This window comes from Fictibacillus phosphorivorans (assembly GCF_001629705.1).
Classification (GTDB): Bacteria; Bacillota; Bacilli; order Bacillales; family Fictibacillaceae; genus Fictibacillus; species Fictibacillus phosphorivorans_A.
The window spans coordinates 3,857,344-3,875,243 of sequence record NZ_CP015378.1; the positions used below are offsets into that span (position 1 = coordinate 3,857,344).

Here is a 17,900-nt window from a genome sequence, read left to right on the forward strand (position 1 = left end):
ATATCATAGGACAACTTCAGAAAGGTGATACATCATGAAAAATAAAGAAATTAAACAGCAAGCTCGTCTTCAGCTTAAAGGACAATGGGGCACTGCCGCATTTTTTACGTTGTTGTTCTCGAGCATCTTTTACCTCATCCCACTCATTATTGAAGTGAATTTGAGTGGTGGTTGGAGCGCTTGGTTGAACCAACCGGCCGACGAACTTAACGGACCAACAACCAGCACGTTCATCATCACACTCGTTTTGCTGCCTTTATATATTGGATACCTGTGGACTTTTTTATCATTAATCCGTACGGGAGAAAAAATCAACGTTTCAAGCCTATTTCAAGCGTTCTCTGAAATCAGTACGTATATCAAAATACTTGGCACTTATCTCGTGATGATGGTGTACTTGATTTTGTGGTCTCTTCTTCTTCTCATTCCTGGAATCATTAAAGCGTTCTCTTATTCGCAAACATACTTTGTTCTAAAAGATCATCCCGATATCGGGATCAACGCAGCGATCAAGAAAAGCCGCAAGCTGATGGACGGCTATAAGTGGAAATTTTTCGTTTTACAGCTAAGCTTTTTAGGCTGGGGGATTCTTTGTATTTTATCACTCGGCATCGGATTCTTTTGGCTCGCGCCATACATGAGCGCTTCGTACGCTGCGTTTTACAACAATCTTGTTAACAAACACCAAGCAGAATAAATCTATTGACCCCGTGCCTTTGGCTCCGGGGTTTTTTACTCTTTTTCATGAAAAAATCTCCCCCCACATACTTTATAAGGAATGGTTTTAAAGGGGGATATCGCATGGGTATTATTGAGGTATTTCTAGCTCGAGCAAACACGGCGACCGTAACAAAATCAGGAAACGACAGTACGGCCTCGATCGGCGGGAATCCTTTTCAAACAATCAACGGGGCGATCTCTGCCATTGTAGCTTCAAATGCACAAGGAATCACAATCTTGGTATATCCAGGTACATACGATGAGGTCGTTACATTGCCAGACGGAAACTCGATTAAAGGAATAAGTGCTTCAACCGTCATCCTTTCAAAAGACGTAACCTCCAACACGACGCTACTAACGATGGGTAACAATACGACTGTAGAGGACATTACTCTTCAACTCACTTCTTCAGTTCATGTCGATCTAACGGGAATCGCTTTTCCAGGTACGACTGCACAATCTGCTAGCGTACAGGGTGTAACGGTTCAAGTCGATAACGCTGCCGCTGGTACTGGCGGCACATCAAACGTTTATGGCGTTCATTCATTCGGAACAGGAAATCCGACGATCGGAACAAGCAATCTAATTAACTTGAGTGTAAAGGTACAATCTGCAGGGCTTGGTAACAAAAGAGGGATACTCGTTGACTCTAATCCACAAACGTTCAACTGCCAAAATACCGTGATTCAAAGTATAAATGGCGGTGGCGCAGGTTCCTATATCGCGGCAGAAGTAAACCGAACGGGGGCTTCACTCAATTTGATCGGATGTACACTTGAGGGAGGAACGGGGGATATTTCGCAAAGTGCTGGTACGTTAACGATTGGAAGTACTCAATTGATCAATTCAACAGCGAACAGCCTAGGCTTCTCAACCTTTGGACAGCCTTCTATCTTCTTTTGGGCCCAACCTGGTGTGATCGGACTCGGCACTAGCTTTTACCGTCCGGGGACAGCGGCTCTCACGGGTACAGAGGTAATCATACGCATCAGCCAAAGATGTATCGTAAAAACGTTAAATATTCGCTCACTCGTCAGCCCTGGACTAGGTACCACAGTAACATGGACGATCCGTAAGAATGGCGCAGATACGGGACTGACTGCTTCTATGAACGGTTTACAAAATTCCGCGATGAATGATAACGTTTCGTTAACCTATGAGGCTGGAGACACACTATCTTTAAAGGTTTCCACTGCCATTATTAGTACGATTGCTGATACGGTTGTCCAAGTTGAAATTGTCTAGCTTTTTAGCCTCTGTTTAAGATTTTTATGAACTGAAGGACGAGCGGAACACCTCGATCAGGAACAGGACCCGCTGATGGTAGAAGCGTCAATCTCCCTTCTTCCACTTCATATAAAGAAGACGGCTGCAGCATCCCGTTAACAAATAGATTCACATACGAAACAGTCGTTGGGTTCAAAATATTTGTGCTTCCATATTCAAGATATCGATCCTCGTTCGTATATATTCTTTTAATACCATCTGAAACGGTCGTGTATTGAAAGGTCTCTACACGTAGTAGCCTTGGTGATGGCGGTACAGGTGGAATTGGCGGAAACGGGATAGGTGCTGAACACGAGAAATAATAATAGTCGTCAGCTTCATAAGATGGACACTTACAGCAGGTACAGCAGGACGATGATGAACGGCAAGACTCGTTTCGGAAAAGAGTTCTTTTTGATTGATGTTGTGAACAGCAGCGGTCAAACAAGGTTTTTCTTTTACCACATATATGATTTGGTTTTTGGAACAACGTAAACTCCCCCTATCACGACTAGCACTAGTAGCTTACATTTACACCTTGCACCGCTGCTTATTCACTTTGATTGTTGTTCTAGATTAAGTCGTTACAAACTCTATGAATACAGGCGTTTGATCTGCAAGTGTATCACCGTTTGGTATGGTAATCTCAGCTGTCGTTACGGTTGATGTATCATCTGTCTGAATCATGCCATTAATGTATAGGTTATAGTACGAATATGTCGTAGGGAAGGCTGTAGCTGGTGCACCTGTGTCGTCTGTAAAAGCAGTAGCTGCGATTTCAAATGTCGCACCCGTTCCAGTACCACTTGCGATGGTCGAAGCAAATCTGCTCGCGTTCACAATAAAATACGGTTTAATGATTGGCATAGATGTAATCCCCATTTCATTTAGATTTTAGACTCTCCAACTACAGTTGAAGTCGCCTAATAACACCACTATTCTATGCTAATATACCTAGAAATGACCCACAAAAGATCCACAAAGTCCCCCCTGAACTGTCCATCTTAAATGGACAGTTCAGGGGGTTTTGTATTTGTTTGGGGTCAGACCCCATTTCCTAAAATATTTCCCGACACTAGTACATATCTTTCAATATAGGACAGTCAGACAAGACATCTAAGGGGTGGCATGATGGATCAACTTACTTTAATCGTCGTCGGGGTCATTGGGTTTCTCGTGTTTATGGGGATTGTGGGTCATACACAAACCGCCTATCACTTTCGCAAATGGAACAAAGAGCTTCAACAGCTTGAAACGAATAAAGAGCAGCAGCCTTATTCCCATTGGCTGCAACGCGTTACAGCCGATTACAAACAGTTTCATCTAGCAGGAGTTCCACAGCTCAACACACAAGCACTGATCGAAAAACACCTATACAACGAACGCATTCCACTTCTTGGTGTCTTGCGGGTGCCGGTCGGCAACATTCAAAAGCTACTCAACCAGCTTCCGTCTTTCACGATCATTCTCGGCGTGCTTGGAACGTTTGTCGGACTTACGCTCTCTCTGTTATCGATGCAAGATACGCTCATGACGCTCGGAACACAGCCAGCTGACTCAAACCTTACACTGAATTCGATCATCTCCTCCCTCACCGCGCCTTTTGAAGGGATGAGTGTTGCCTTTTATACGAGTATTGCCGGAATCGGCGCTGCACTTCTGCTCAATTCCATTCAGTCTGGTTTCTTCTCCCAAGGAACATCACTCTCTTACATGCAGAACAAACTATTAGCCGATTGTGAAGTGTATCTGGATCACAACATTAACAGCGACCTGATCAACGACAAGCCACAAGATTCAGTTGAGCGCCTTCTAGATCGCCTAGCCTCACGTGTCGAGTCGTCATTTGATAAAACGCTCGGTGAATTCGCTTCACAGATGGTTAATTTTACAGCAGGTCTTCAAAAAGCGATGGAAGACGTGAATGGAATATTCGAAGCACAGCGAGAGCACGCTGAACGGTTCGCGGCATCTGCTACACAGCTCGATCAGTTCGGCCAACGGTTTAACGAGACGACAAAAGAGCTTGGTACGATACAAAAAACGGTTGACACGAGTATTAACGCACTCGCAAAAAACATCTCTTCTTTCGAGCAGCAGCTAAAAACGAGCAACGACCGTCATACACAAGGGCAGCAAAAGTTTGAACAGCTCATTCAGCGTTCTGATAAAATGCTGCAAGAAGCTCAGCGTCGGTCTGAAGAGCATGCGCAATCGATGCTTCGCGGCATGCAAGAACAGCTTCAGCACTACCAAAGTCAGCATGATGCACTTGAGAACCGTCTTGCGCAAAAGCAAGACGAATGGCATTACCGCTATGCCGAAAAACAAGGAGAATACGGCCGTGCCGCAGCTGACTTCGCTTCAAGCGTCGGTCAGCTCGAAAAAGGATTCTACGCTGCGGTGGAGCATATCAAGCGTGATTTTACCGACCAAGTTAGAAACATCATGGACAGTCAGAGCCGACAGCTCGCTTCTGCCTTAAATAACTCACAAAATCAAAACAGCCGCGATGATGACATGCGCGAGCTTGCTCGAACGCTCGAAAACCTGCACCACGGTTTAACGCGAAGCATCACCGACAACAATCGCACACTCTCTGACATGTATCACCTCATGCAGCGCATCTACCAAGCTGCGATGAACCAAACATCCAACCCAGTGATCTATGAAACACGCAGTCCTCGCGCACCCGAATACGTCGAAGATGAACGCATGCCAGAAGTCTCGCCGCAACATTTTAGGAGACGGTGACCGGTATGAAGGCGCGTAAATCCTACTACAACGACGATAACCAAGAAACGCAAGAAATCTTCTGGCCAAGTTTTACCGATATGATGAGCATGATGGTGCTCGTTATGATTTTTATTGCGATCCTTGCTTATGTGCAGAGCATCTATAACGCGTATGATCAAGCTCAGATCAAGCGTGAGCTCGGACAGGTGGCTGAAGTGAAGAAGCACATCTCTGATCTCATTCAAAAACAGCTGGAAGAAAACGTGGGAAAAGATAAGATCATTCGTGGACCGAACAACACGATTTCTGTAGAAGGAAACATTCTTTTTGATACGGGAAGTGCCGATATTTCAGAAAAAGGAAAGCAAGTGCTCGACCCGCTCGCTGACGCTCTCGCGGCGATCATCGAAGAAAAGGACATGAGTCAGTATCTATACATCATCTTGATTGAAGGCCATACCGATTCTGTTCCATACGATAACTGGTCGCTCTCCACTAAGCGTGCAGTCGCAGTTGTTGATTATCTTGGAAAAGCAAATCCAAAGCTTGCTAAAAAAGAGTACGCTCAATACCTTGCCGCAACAGGATACAGCGAATATAAGCCGATCGCAAAAGGCAACTCTGCTGATGCCTTACAAAAAAACCGCCGCATCTCGTTTCAGATCATTTTGGACGATGACAAATGGCAGAGCAAACTCAAGGAAATTGTTGATCAATAACAGCACAAAAAAAACGAGCGGAACACTTCGCTCGTTTTCTTTTTCTATTAAGCTTCTTTTTTACGCAACTGGCGCTTGAAATATAAAAAGACCGGAAATGGAATGAGTATAAACCCAGAACTTTTTACAATATTATTTATCTCATTCCTTCTCTCCTGCAACTTTTCGTTTTCAATCATTATCTCGTAGTCTTTCCGCATCTCTTCATCCGTTTTCTTATTAGGCAACGGCTTTCCGTTTTCATCATATACTACTTCCGCTAAACCCAGTTTGTATTCTGCAAAACTAGCTTGATATGTATCCGGGCTCACTATATCGGCCACGCTCATAAATACGCTAATACTTCCTCCTATCGTTAGCAAAAGCGTCGTAAACAACACCAAATAGATATACAAATGTCTAAACATCTTCTCTTCCCCCTTCTCATCGTAAGCTGCTTTTGACTTCACAGCTGCAATCGCCACTCCTACAAATAACAATAATACGACCACGGCAAAGTACACCAAGTAATCTAGATCAAAATTAAACATATCTTCACCTAGCTTTCTATTAAAAATGGCTATATTCACAGAGCTACTCTTCTATAGTTCTTCTATTATTTGCTATTACTATATAATTCTCCTTTAAACTTCTATATGATTCTATAATAAAAATGGAAATATTTTTATAAAAAGTAAAACTATTTATCTTTCCACTACGAATATATGAGCAAGACAACCTTTTTAGTCTGGAAGTGAAAAGAATATCATGATGAAGCAGAAAAGATGGATCAGGTCTGTTCAAAAAAGAGGCGATCAACATGCGGCGAACGAGCTGATCTCTCATTACTATCAATCAATCTATGCCTATGTTTATAAACAAACACTGAACAAAGAACTATCACTCGATCTAACACAGGATATATTTATTAGCATGCTTCAATCCATCCAACAGTTTGATGAGAAAAAAGCATCTTTCAAAACGTGGCTATACCGAATCGCAACATACAAACTCGTAGATTATTTTAGGTCTAAAAACTATACATATGATCGTTCCACAGACTCGATAGAAGGTGTTGATGTGGCTACACCTTCAGATTTCACGCTGCAATTGGAATGGAGAGAAGACATCGAAAAGGCGGCACGAATCATAAATGCGTTCCCAATCATCGATCAGCAAATTCTCCGGCTAAAATTGTTCGGAGAGCAAACGTTCATTGAAATTGCTAGTTCTCTCGAAATGCCTGAGTCATCTATCAAAACAAAGTATTATGCTGCAATAAAAAAAGTGAAGCAGCGAATGGAGGCTGAATAAATGGAGAAGCAAAAAGTTTTCATAGATTACCCAACTGATGCCGAAAGAAAGAACCAAATTTCCTATATCGTATCTGTTGGTCTAACTAAACCCAAATCGTTTCTATCTTATCTTCTTGAGATGTATCAGCAGCTTGGCTTTCGCTATTTATTCCGAGATGCCACTGAAATTCTGTTTACGACCTGTTTAGCACTAGCTTTACTGCTATACGGCATATTCTCAATGAAATCATCCATAAACACGCAAGATTTGTATTCGTTCATCTTTACGCTTTCTCCTATTTTTTTCTTTGCCCTATCCTCTCTATTTTTAGTGCGGGCTTTGATGAAGGACACCTTTTCAGTAGAGATGACTTGTAAGTACCATGTTTTCCAACTAGCCGCTTTTCGTATGTTGATTTTTAGTCTGCTAACGATGTTCATGAATATCGCATTGATTATCGTTCTATCGTTCTTGTTTCAGTCGATTCAAATTCTAGATGCATTGCTGTTATCATGCAGCTCGTTAAGTATATTTTCGGTTCTTTACCTGTACGCCTTGCGCCATGCAAAAGGGCCTTACGCTACGTATGTCATGATGACAAGCTGGCTAATCGTGAATGTTCTGCCAGCCACCTTAAATCAGAACGTGTACGGTATGTTTTTACGTCATGTACCTGCGTATGTGTATGGCGTCGTACTCATCATCAGCATCGTGCTCTATGTAAAAACGTTAAAAAAACTAATCGCATTTCGAGGCGCAGAAGGAGTTTTATAAATGTTAATCGTTGAAGATGTTACAAAAAATTTCGGCCAGTTTCATGCATTAAAAAACATTAACCTCGAGTTTCATAATGGTGTCTATGGATTGTTGGCACCGAATGGAGCGGGTAAGACAACACTGATCAAGATGCTCACGACCCTATTGTTTCCGACAAGCGGAAGCATCCGATACGACGGAGAAGATATTATTAAAATGGATGAAAGATACCGGGAAATGATTGGTTACCTTCCGCAGGAGTTTGGCTATTACAAAAATTATTCGCCTACCTCTTATCTACTTTACCTCGCGGCGTTAAAAGGAATTCACCGAAAAACGGCGATTGTTCGTGTTGAAGAACTGCTTAAAACGGTAGCACTGGATCATGTGGCAAATAAAAAGATGAAGAAGTTTTCCGGAGGGATGATTCAGAGAGTTGGAATCGCTCAGGCCATGTTGAATGATCCAAAGATTCTTATTCTAGACGAACCAACAGCTGGCTTAGATCCTAAAGAAAGAGTTCGTTTTCGTAATCTGCTTACAAACCTGGCACGCGATCGTATTGTTATTTTATCCACGCATATCGTGTCTGATGTAGAGTCAATCGCAAACGAAATCATCATGATCAAAAACCAAGAAGTGTTATTCAAAGATACCGTCTCTAACATCTGCCGCAAAATTGATGGCCTCGTTTACGAGACGGAAGTGAGTTATGAACAAACAGAACAATTTCGGACGACTTACCTTACTTTGTCTGAAAAACAAGAACACGGAAACATGCACATGCGCTTTTTAACCACAGATACAGCGAAACCAGAATGGAAACCTGTTCATCCGAACTTAGAAGATGTCTTTTTGTATATCTATCAAGATGGGGTACTATCTGATGATCAAACGGCTTGAATTTAAAAAAATCATCTCGTCCCCTATTATTCTAGGATTGTTTGTACTGTTTCTTTTGTTCAACTGCTTTCTCATTTATGAGCAATCATCCATTCGAAATGATATGAAATCACTTCAGCCAATTGTAAAAGAAAGCGGAACGCTAATGGATGAAGAGGGACGTAAAAAGTTGCAGACGTCTTATGAACAAGATTTGCATACTTGGAATGAGCTCTCACAGAGAAAAACTGGAGACACCTATCAAACAGCAGCGGCCTTTTATAAGCCAGAGCTTTACTATAGTTTGATTGAATCAAAGATTTATTCAGAAAAAGAACTGCAGAACATCAACAAACTAGCCATAAAAGAAACGTATCTAAACTCTATTCAGGATATTGAAACGAAGTACAGCACCTTTAATGTAATGGATAATGCAGAAGAAGGCATCCGCCTTTTCGGCTTGAAAGGTGCAGCTGCTGAAAAAGTTCGTGAGCAATACACGGTATTAAAACCACGTGTAGAAGAGCTTATCCAAAACAAAGAACACCTTCATCTTTTCTTTCATGGAAAGATGTTTGGTACACATTCTTTTCTTTTTAAAACGTTATTTGGGTTTACGCTTTTTCAAGCGATGATCTTAATCGTTCTGTTTACTGCTTTTATCGTGAACTATGAATTCGAACATAAAACAGCCTTAGTCTCTTATGCAACAAAACGCGGCAGAAGATTGATGTGGGATAAACTTCTTGTGTCCATCTTCACATCAACACTTGTAACGGTCGCTCTTCTCGCTATCACACTGTCCGTTTATTTTATAGTGTTTGACTATTCTAGTCTTTGGAACGTACCGATTAGTACAGGATTCTTAATCGAATTAAACAATATCCCTTTCATTAGCTGGTGGGACGTCACGTTTATCCAATATCTATTCATGTCATGTGGTTTAGTCGTAATCTGCCAAATCCTATTTGTGCTGATTACGTTTTGCCTCTCCATGCTGATACGGAACAGTTATATCGTTTTCACTTTTTTTGGTGTTATCTTTTTGGCAGGTCTTTATATCCCGAGCCTCATGCCCAAGGAAAGCACGATGCTTCTATACACGCACTTCTCACCTTTTATTCTCGTGATGAACGTGAAGAAATGGTGGATGGAGAGCGGTGTTTTTACGACTTTCAAATATTATGAGATCATCACGGTAACAGGGTGGTTAGTTGCTTTACTGCTCACAGCATGGCTGTTCATCAAACGTTTTACCAGAGAAAATATATAGATAGGACGCGAACTTATGAGAATCTTATTTAATGAGATAAGAAAGCTGTTTTCGGTAAAAATAATCTGCCTGCTGCTTTTAGTCAGCTTCATCGTGTATCAACAGTTTATTATGTTTGAATTTAAGCATTTTCCTAACGGCAGACCGCTACTAGATGATTTCCGCGCTACGCAAAAAATGCTAGTTGATTATGGAGAATCTATGGATAGTGAGGAATTTAAAGATTTTAAAGGTATTAAGGAACAACGAATATCAGAAGCAACAGCGTATCTCAAGTCACAGAAAGAAATGGTCGCTGCAGGTATTGATACGTATGAGGAATTTAGCAACATGGATCTGGAAAACGAAAAACTAGCTGCGCTGCACAGCAAAATTATTTTTGAAGACTATGTTGATGTTTTTTGGGAGATTCAAGCACGCGATTGGATCATCGACAGATATGAGCATCCTGAACGTTTTAACGAGCATGAACTAACTCCAAAACAAAATGCACGTATGGATGAACTGGTTAAAAGTGGATCAACAGAGGCGATATTTACGGATATGGTGTTTGATAACTATAATGTTTTAATAAAATATGTAGCCAATCTTATCTTCCTAAACATCATGATTATTCTTATGCCACTATACATACGAGACAAGCGAAATCACGTACAGCTTCTGCAGTATACATCAAAAACAGGACGCAGCCTTTTTTCTCAAAAGCTTCTTACAGGAATATCTGCAGCAATGATTGTTATTACTGCTCAGCTCGCTTTTTTCTTTTTCATGTATAGAGGCAATGACACGAGCATGTTCTTTTCGCTGTCAATCAACTCTATTTTTAATTTTTTTGTTTCGTGGTTTGATCTAACCTTTTTTCAATATATCGTTCTTACTGTTATTTGTGTCTACCTGTTAGGAATCGCATTGGTATTGGTAGGAGCTTGGATATCGAGCATCGCTCCCAATTATATGACGAGTGTAGGTCTGCATGTTCCGCTAGCATTCTTGCTGTTTGGTTCAGGTACTGCATATCTTATTCAGAACCTGACTACAATCTATTTAAATCCTTACCTGGTACCTATTTCTTTCGTTATCATTTTAGTTCTTAGTTCACTATTGTTTATGTGGCGTTATCGAAGTGAAAAAGTGAAGAATATTTAAGGAGGAGCAGCATCAGCTAGTTTATGCAGATGCTGCTTTGTTAGTCTTAAAAAAACACCAGCCACTTAGCCGATGCTTCCCATACTACTGCTTTATTTCTTCTTTACCGGCACCCAGATCTCACTTCTAAATGTAGGTGACGTCGTATCTTTATCCGCGTTCCAAAGAATTTCTGGTCCTTCTGTTTGTTCGTATGACGATGATGGGAACCATTCTGAATAGATGCGTCCCCACACGTTCTGAAGTGTTTCGGGAAACGGACCGACCGCTTCAAAGACTGCCCATGTAGTTGGTGCAACCTTCAATTCTGACAGTTCTTGTGGACATTTTTCTGTTGTGGCTGTCCCAATATAATGATCAAGCTCACTGTTTTCAGTTGTCCTCTCCGAAAAGTTCGTTGAAGCGCTGATTAAGTTACTTGGCTCTATATTTGATAAGCTCTTCAGCACACTAATCATCTCTGGTGTGAGGCTTTGCCACATCCCGGCGATCTCCGGATTTACTCCTTCAAAAACGAGTGGAACACGTTTTTTTAGACCCACAATGGAAAATGCCTCTTTTTCAACAATACGATAGTTCATCTCACTTCCTCCTTTTACCGATAATTGAAAGGACATGCGAGGAAAGGCTTTGAGTGAATGACCGTTTTTACGAGCTTCTGAAGGTGTAATGCCATGCATCTGCTGAAAGGCTTTTGTAAAAGAATCTGGTGAAGAGTAGCCATATTTCACTGCCACATCAATCACTTTTATGTCGCTGTTCTGCAACTCAAAAGCTGCAAGAGTTAGCCGTCTGCGGCGAACGTATTCTGAGAGTGAAATTCCTGCCAAAAAGGAAAACATTCGTTTAAAATGATATTCTGAACAATATGCACGTCTGGCTACTTCCGCAAAGTCGATCTCATATTGAAGATGATCCTCCATATATTGCAACGCGTCGTTCATACTCTTAAGCGAATCCATCCAGATCGCCTCCTTTCAAAATAAGAATAACAAGGGGATGAAGATGACATCCGACAATCTCTGTATATAGTTTAACGGATTTGACGTTTTTATCGCACAAAAAAACAACCGCTGCTACGGGCAACGGCTGTTCCAAATTACTATTTAAAAAGGGGGGGTAGTACTACTATTCCCAGCTCACATTTTTTTATTCATCATTTTGCAAGTTTCATAGATTTTTTTTGCACGACCTCTGTTTTTCCATAATAACTATGCAAAAACATACCGAGCATAATGATCAGAACGCCCATCATAGAGAGGAACGTTGGGCTTGCAATCGATAACAGCCACATCTCACCAGCTAACACAAAAATAATCTCAGCAGATTGTGTCGCTTCTACACCTGCAAGTTTGACAGGATTGTTCGCACAAAGGTCCGTCGCTTGGAAAAAGAGAACGGTTGCGATAACACCTGATGAAATGGCGACTAAAAACGTCTGCCACAACTGATCGTTCGTCGGAGGTCCGCTCTCCACCCATCCGATTCCGGCGAGAACAATCCACCACGGAAGTGATGCAATCGTCATACCGAATGCTCGTTGAAAAGCATCTAGCCTTTTGTTCGTAACTACCATCATTTTTCGATTGCCGAGTGGATAGGCGATTGCCGCAATCAAAACAGGCAGTACAACGTTCAACCAAGCGGAGCCGTTCACACCACTCGCTTCTTGCACTTGAACGAGTGCAACACCCGCCAATATGATGAGCGAAAAACCAAGTCCTTTAAAGGGAATCTTTTGGCGCGTTGCTCCTTCCGCTTTGTTTCCTTCATAAAAGAAGGGCACGAGAAGAGAACCCGCAACGATCGTAATCTGCCAAGTCGCCGCGACTAACCAAGCCTCTCCAAAACCTGCTGCATATGTAATCGGTGCATAAAAGAGTACGAATCCTACCGAACTCCATAAAAACCACGTGCCAAATCGTTCCTTAAGTTCTTGAAACACAGGACGCACGTTTCCACGCATCCAAACGATGATCCACAATAATGGAACCATGTAAAAAAAGCGAAGGGCTGCACTCCAATGCCAGCTTCCGCCTGATAAGTCCATGGAACGATTCAAAATGAACGTGACACCAAAGAAAAAGGCTGCCGCAATTCCAAGCCATATCGGTCTCATGTTAAGTCCTCCGTTTCCCTTTAAAAAATATGCATCTGTCTTGTCCAACATGCTTATCTTTTTTTATTATCTTACCATATGGTTGTATGAATTTGGGAGGAGTCTTTTGGTTCAATAATTACGAGGTAAATTACTTTTTTTACGAGGTAAACTGCCATTTATACTTGGTAATCCAACATTTATCCGATTTTCGACTATAATCGAAACCTCTGTAATAAACAAAAAGAAGCGAAACCTCAGTGAAGTTCCGCTTCCCCCTAAGCCAAAAACACAGCTCCATATCCAAGCGATCCTATAATTACAAACACAGGAGACACTTTTAATTTCTCCATCAATAAAAAACTGGCAGCCGCTAGAAACAGCGTGTGCATCCAACCGACACTGATATAAGATTCGGCAAAAAACTGATACGCCATGATGCCAAGAAGCACAGCAATCGTCGGCTTTACATACGTGCTCATGTTCTTCACGCGTGGTGAATCTTTAAATTTATACACAAGACCTAAAAATGCGACCATCAATAAAAGGGAAGGCGCAACGGTTGCGAAGACACCAACAAACGCCCCGAACCAGCCTCCTTCTTGAAATCCGATGTAGCCTGCCATCTTCGTCGCGATAGGACCAGGAAGTGCGTTACCTAGCGCAAGAACTTCAGTAAACTCATTAACAGAAAGCCATTCATAGCGGTCGACGACTTCGTTTTCAATCAAAGGAATCGACGCTGGGCCACCGCCATATCCTAAAATTCCGGGTATGAAAAAGGCGAGAAAAATATGCCAAAACGTCATCCTGTCTCCTCTCCTTCCCGCACGCTTGCTTTCTTTTTATCCGTTCCCTTCAATGGTCCAAAAAGAGCGTATGCCAATAATGCACCAATAATGATTCCAGGATGAACACCGAGAAATTGAAGAAGAATAACACCAGCGAAGATGTGAAAAAGGCTCAGTTTTAAGCCTAACCCTTTTTTGGAGCTATCAAAGAACTGCCACGTGAGAACAGCTAGCATCACAGCGACAACGGGAATGACGCCTTTTGTCATGCCTTGTACCCATGGCTGATCCTTAAATTCTCGGAGTGAGGTTAAGAGCAGAATCATGAGGATAATGGTCGGCAGAATCGTTGCTAATAGCGCAACCAAAAGACCCATCATGCCTGCCACTCGATATCCGATGTATCCGGCCATTTTTGTCGCGATCGGCCCAGGCAGTGTGTTTCCTAGCGCCAACACATCTCCAAATTCTTCGTCGTTCATCCATTTGTATTTTCCGACCACTTCCTTATGAACCAAAGGGATGGAAGAAGGACCTCCCCCATACCCCAGCATGCCCGAACGAAAGAAGGCAAGAAACAAGTTGAGATACGTCATGTGATCAGTCCTTTATTCTTAGTTGAGTTTTGTGTGTTACCATGCAGCGATCGAGCCATCTGTTCTTCCTTCCGTTCCACCTACTAAAACACCAGTCTCTGGGTCTCTCCAAATGATCTGTCCTCGACCAAAGTTCCCTGAATCTGCAGCCACTTGAACGTCATGACCCCTTCTTGCTAAATCATCAACAATATGCGGCGGCAGTGAGCGTTCAACTAGAACTTTCTTATTCTCCATCCACTGCCAGCGTGGCGCATCTAGTGCCGCTTGCGGGTTCAGATGAAAATCTACCGTGTTCATCACAACCTGTACGTGACCTTGAGGCTGCATATAGCCTCCCATCACACCGAAAGGACCTACCGCTTTTCCGTTCTTCGTTAAGAAGCCAGGAATGATCGTATGATACGTCTTTTTACCAGGAGCGAGCGCATTATCTTGATTTGAATCTAGCGAAAAATCATGTCCTCTGTTCTGCAGGCCAATTCCCGTCTCAGGAACGACTACGCCAGAACCGAATCCCATGTAGTTGCTCTGAATGAACGAGACCATATTACCTTCTTCATCTGCCGTTGCTAAATATACCGTTCCACCACTTGGCGGTGTTCCGGGTTCTGGCTGAAGAGCTTCACTACTGATCAGGTCTCTTCGTTTTGCAGCATAGCTCTCTGACAATAATCCCTCAATAGATACATTCATCCTTAGTGGGTCTGTTACATATTTTTTCGCATCAACAAAGGCTAGTTTGATGGCTTCGATCTGTTTATGATAGCTTTCCGCTGATTCTTTTTCGGTAAAATTATATCCTTTTAGCGTGTTAAGTGCCATAAGTGCAACGATGCCTTGACCGTTCGGCGGTATTTCCCAAACGTCGTATCCTCTGTAGTTCACGCTGATCGGTTTTACCCACTCGGGATAAAAGGTAGCAAGATCCTCACTTCGGAGAAATCCGCCGTGCGCTTCTGACGCCCCGCTTATTTTTTGTGCGAGTGCTCCTCTATAAAAGGATTCTGATTTCGTTTCTGCGATATCTCGTAATGTACTAGCATGGTGAGGTGAGCGCCAAATCTCACCTACTTCTGGCGCACGTCCGTCTGGAGCAAAGGTTTGGAACCAGTTCTCGAACTCCTCACCTTTTAATTCCCGCTTGTACGTTTCATACGCTTTACGCCAGTACTTACCGAGAATAGGCGTTAATGGGTAGCCTTCCTCGGCATAAGAGATTGCGGGTTGCAGCACTTCCTTAAACGGTAATTTACCAAATCGGTTGGATAGTTCTGCCCAAGCTGCTGGTGCACCTGGAACCGTAACCGGTAGCCAGCCGAATTTTGGCATATTATCATGTCCCGCTTTCTTTACTTCTTCAATAGAGATGCTTCTTGGTGCAGGTCCACTCGCGTTCAAGCCATGCAGTTCTCCATTCATCCAGACGAGGGCAAACGCATCACCACCGATTCCGTTCGATGTTGGCTCAACAACCGTTAGGCAAGCTGCGGTGGCAATGGCAGCATCAACCGCATTTCCACCCTTTTTTAACATATCAAGCCCAGCTTGTGCGGCGAGCGGCTGACTTGTCGCAACCATCCCTTTTTTCGAAAAAACGCTCATACGATCTGAATGATAAGGGTTATGAAGGGCATTGTACTGAAGTTTCTGTTGTGTATCCTGTATCGTTTGATTCATGATTCTCACCTTTCGTGGCAGGCGATAAAATGACCTTCATCAATTTCGCGCCATGCGGGTTTTTCTGTTGAACAATGTTCTTTAGCAATAGGACAACGCGTATGGAACGGACATCCAGTTGGTGGATTGGAGGGACTAGGCAGATCGCCCCTTAACCGGATACGTTCTCTCTTTCTCCCAACAGTCGGCCTCGGTATCGCAGACAATAACGCCTCCGTATATGGATGTGTCGGATTTTCGTACAGCTTATGAACAGGTGCGAGTTCTACCATCTGACCTAGATACATAACCAGCACTCGATTGCAGAGGTGACGCACTACACCAAGATCATGCGACACGAACAGATAGGTTAGGCCATGCTTTTCTTGGAGATCGCGTAAAAGTTTTATCACTTGTGCTTGGACAGAAACATCTAATGCTGACACAGGTTCATCGCACACGATAAAGGATGGATTGATCGATATCGCTCGGGCAATCCCGATTCGTTGTCGTTGACCTCCGCTAAACTCGTGCGGATAGCGGTCATAGTGTTCTTCTTTTAGACCAACCTCGTTTAAAAGTTGAAGAACCCTTTCTCTTCGTTCTAATGAGGTTAGATTTGTATGAATGATAAGCGCTTCTTCTAGAGCATCACCAATCCGCTGTTTTGGGTTAAGTGAGGCATACGGATCTTGAAAGATCATCTGCATCTCTTTTTTATAAGGCTTTAACTGCCTCGATGAATATTTACTAATGTTATTCCCGTTAAAAACGAGTTCTCCTTCTGTCAGCGATTCAAGCCCAAGGATCGTTCTTCCGAGCGTCGATTTGCCGCAGCCGGATTCACCAACAACGCCGAGTGTCTCTCCTTTATAAATATCAAGCGTGATTCCGTCAACTGCCTTCACATGGTTCTTTACCCGCTGCAGCATGCCGCCTCTCACAGGAAAATGCTTTTTTACATTTTTAACGCTATAAAGAACTTGCTCGTCTACCGCCATTCTGTTCGACCCCCTCTTCTTGCAGCCAGCACCTTACACTCTGTTTATCTGTAACGTGAAACGTTTTCGGAGATTTTTCCATACATTTATCAAAAGCATACGGACAGCGTGGATGAAAACGGCATCCCGAAATCTGCTCATTTAGCATAGGCATCGATCCTGCGATCGGCTTCAGATCAAATTCAGGATCATCAACATTTGGTACAGAAGCTAACAAGCCTTTTGTATATGGATGCTGTGGATGTTCAAAGATTTCTTCCACACGGCCTTCTTCGATTATTTCTCCTGCATACATCACGATCACTCGATCAGCAATCTCGGCGACAACTCCCATATCATGTGTGATCATAATCATGCTCATGTCGAGCTGTTCTTTCAAATCGTTGAGAAGGTCGATGATTTGAGCCTGAATGGTCACATCAAGCGCTGTTGTCGGTTCGTCAGCGATCAACAGAGACGGGTTGCAAGATAGTGCGATCGCAATCATGACGCGCTGCCTCATCCCTCCGCTCAACTCATGCGGAAATTGATTCATCCGTTCGACGGGTGACGGAATCCCAACCATCTTTAAGAGCTCAATTCCTCTCATATGAGCTTGTTTCTTTGATAGCTTCAGATGAATCATCAATGGTTCCCGAATCTGAAAACCAATCGTGAATACTGGGTTTAAAGCTGTCATCGGTTCCTGAAAAATCATAGATACATCGTTTCCGCGAACCTTCTGCATCTGTTTTGGTGACATCTCGGCAAGGTTTTTTTGATTGAACGAGATCGATCCGTCTGAAATCAATCCATTTGATGGAAGAAGTCCCATGATGGAAAGAGCTGTAATACTTTTACCACAGCCCGATTCTCCAACGATACAGAGTGTTTCTCCTTTTTTTACTGAAAAGGAAGCGCCCCGGACAGCCGGCAATGGACCGTCCGCTGATTTAAACGTTGTCACTAAATCCTTTACCTCTAAAACAGTCTCTTTCATCAT

At 42.8% G+C, this 17,900-nt stretch carries 19 protein-coding genes; 9 read left to right on the forward strand and 10 right to left on the reverse strand.

Going from position 1 to position 17,900, the window contains the following annotated elements:
- Positions 1 to 34: 34 nt before the first annotated feature.
- Both ABE65_RS19590 and ABE65_RS19595 read left to right on the forward strand, forming a co-directional pair.
- Complete coding sequence (locus tag ABE65_RS19590) at positions 35 to 697, forward strand: DUF975 family protein (protein ID WP_066398731.1); 663 nt, start codon at positions 35 to 37, stop codon at positions 695 to 697.
- A 104-nt stretch (positions 698 to 801) separates the two neighbouring features.
- A complete protein-coding gene (locus tag ABE65_RS19595) occupies positions 802 to 1,965 on the forward strand; it encodes a hypothetical protein (RefSeq protein ID WP_066398734.1) in 1,164 nt (387 codons plus the stop codon).
- Between the two features lie 4 nt (positions 1,966 to 1,969).
- Here the strand turns inward: ABE65_RS19595 and ABE65_RS22255 are convergent, their stop codons facing one another.
- Together ABE65_RS22255 and ABE65_RS19605 are read right to left on the reverse strand one after the other, a co-directional pair.
- A complete protein-coding gene (locus tag ABE65_RS22255; protein ID WP_231887832.1) occupies positions 1,970 to 2,476 on the reverse strand; it encodes a DUF4183 domain-containing protein in 507 nt (168 codons plus the stop codon).
- An 86-nt stretch (positions 2,477 to 2,562) separates the two neighbouring features.
- Entirely contained in the window at positions 2,563 to 2,853 is a 291-nt protein-coding gene (locus tag ABE65_RS19605; RefSeq protein WP_066398738.1) for a DUF4183 domain-containing protein, read from the reverse strand.
- A gap of 261 nt (positions 2,854 to 3,114) precedes the next feature.
- Here ABE65_RS19605 and ABE65_RS19610 point away from each other — a divergent pair, with 261 nt between their 5' ends.
- Positions 3,115 to 4,740: a hypothetical protein gene (locus tag ABE65_RS19610; protein WP_156499219.1), complete on the forward strand. Its 1,626-nt coding sequence runs from the start codon at positions 3,115 to 3,117 to the stop codon at positions 4,738 to 4,740.
- A gap of 5 nt (positions 4,741 to 4,745) precedes the next feature.
- Positions 4,746 to 5,441: an OmpA/MotB family protein gene (locus tag ABE65_RS19615; RefSeq protein ID WP_066398742.1), complete on the forward strand. Its 696-nt coding sequence runs from the start codon at positions 4,746 to 4,748 to the stop codon at positions 5,439 to 5,441.
- A gap of 47 nt (positions 5,442 to 5,488) precedes the next feature.
- Here ABE65_RS19615 and ABE65_RS19620 read toward each other — a convergent pair whose 3' ends face one another.
- The gene (locus tag ABE65_RS19620; RefSeq protein ID WP_156499220.1) at positions 5,489 to 6,010 is read right to left on the reverse strand and encodes a hypothetical protein; all 522 of its coding nucleotides are present in this window, start codon (positions 6,008 to 6,010) and stop codon (positions 5,489 to 5,491) included.
- Positions 6,011 to 6,188: 178 nt separating this feature from the next.
- On the opposite strand from ABE65_RS19620, the gene ABE65_RS19625 reads away from it, so the two are divergent.
- The 5 genes from ABE65_RS19625 to ABE65_RS19645 are packed head-to-tail and all read left to right on the forward strand — an operon-like array spanning position 6,189 to position 10,773.
- Positions 6,189 to 6,734 (forward strand): RNA polymerase sigma factor, encoded by a 546-nt coding sequence (locus tag ABE65_RS19625; RefSeq protein ID WP_066398743.1) that lies wholly within the window; start codon positions 6,189 to 6,191, stop codon positions 6,732 to 6,734.
- Positions 6,735 to 7,490 (forward strand): hypothetical protein, encoded by a 756-nt coding sequence (locus ABE65_RS19630; protein WP_066398745.1) that lies wholly within the window; start codon positions 6,735 to 6,737, stop codon positions 7,488 to 7,490. It abuts the gene before it with no gap.
- On the forward strand, positions 7,491 to 8,375 hold the full coding sequence (locus ABE65_RS19635) for an ABC transporter ATP-binding protein (RefSeq protein ID WP_066398746.1): 885 nt from the start codon (positions 7,491 to 7,493) through the stop codon (positions 8,373 to 8,375).
- Positions 8,359 to 9,627: a hypothetical protein gene (locus ABE65_RS19640; protein ID WP_082861520.1), complete on the forward strand. Its 1,269-nt coding sequence runs from the start codon at positions 8,359 to 8,361 to the stop codon at positions 9,625 to 9,627. Before ABE65_RS19635 ends, ABE65_RS19640 begins: the two co-directional genes overlap by 17 nt.
- 15 nt (positions 9,628 to 9,642) lie before the next feature.
- Positions 9,643 to 10,773, forward strand: a complete 1,131-nt coding sequence (locus ABE65_RS19645) for a hypothetical protein (protein ID WP_066398747.1) — start codon at positions 9,643 to 9,645, stop codon at positions 10,771 to 10,773.
- A 92-nt stretch (positions 10,774 to 10,865) separates the two neighbouring features.
- On the opposite strand, the gene ABE65_RS19650 is transcribed toward ABE65_RS19645, so the two are convergent.
- The 7 genes from ABE65_RS19650 to ABE65_RS19680 all read right to left on the reverse strand — a co-directional run bounded on the left by ABE65_RS19650 (position 10,866) and on the right by ABE65_RS19680 (position 17,897).
- Positions 10,866 to 11,735, reverse strand: coding sequence for an AraC family transcriptional regulator (locus ABE65_RS19650; RefSeq protein WP_066398749.1), 870 nt, complete (start codon positions 11,733 to 11,735; stop codon positions 10,866 to 10,868).
- 194 nt (positions 11,736 to 11,929) lie between these two features.
- Positions 11,930 to 12,892: a DMT family transporter gene (locus ABE65_RS19655; RefSeq protein ID WP_066398751.1), complete on the reverse strand. Its 963-nt coding sequence runs from the start codon at positions 12,890 to 12,892 to the stop codon at positions 11,930 to 11,932.
- Between the two features lie 257 nt (positions 12,893 to 13,149).
- Positions 13,150 to 13,680, reverse strand: a complete 531-nt coding sequence (locus ABE65_RS19660) for a chromate transporter (protein ID WP_066398753.1) — start codon at positions 13,678 to 13,680, stop codon at positions 13,150 to 13,152.
- Positions 13,677 to 14,258 (reverse strand): chromate transporter, encoded by a 582-nt coding sequence (locus tag ABE65_RS19665; RefSeq protein ID WP_066398756.1) that lies wholly within the window; start codon positions 14,256 to 14,258, stop codon positions 13,677 to 13,679. Before ABE65_RS19665 ends, ABE65_RS19660 begins: the two co-directional genes overlap by 4 nt.
- A gap of 36 nt (positions 14,259 to 14,294) precedes the next feature.
- Entirely contained in the window at positions 14,295 to 15,938 is a 1,644-nt protein-coding gene (locus ABE65_RS19670) for a gamma-glutamyltransferase family protein (RefSeq protein WP_066398757.1), read from the reverse strand.
- 5 nt (positions 15,939 to 15,943) lie between these two features.
- Complete coding sequence (locus ABE65_RS19675) at positions 15,944 to 16,918, reverse strand: ABC transporter ATP-binding protein (protein ID WP_066398758.1); 975 nt, start codon at positions 16,916 to 16,918, stop codon at positions 15,944 to 15,946.
- Positions 16,890 to 17,897, reverse strand: a complete 1,008-nt coding sequence (locus tag ABE65_RS19680) for an ABC transporter ATP-binding protein (protein ID WP_066400420.1) — start codon at positions 17,895 to 17,897, stop codon at positions 16,890 to 16,892. Before ABE65_RS19680 ends, ABE65_RS19675 begins: the two co-directional genes overlap by 29 nt.
- Between the last annotated feature and the right edge of the window lie 3 nt (positions 17,898 to 17,900).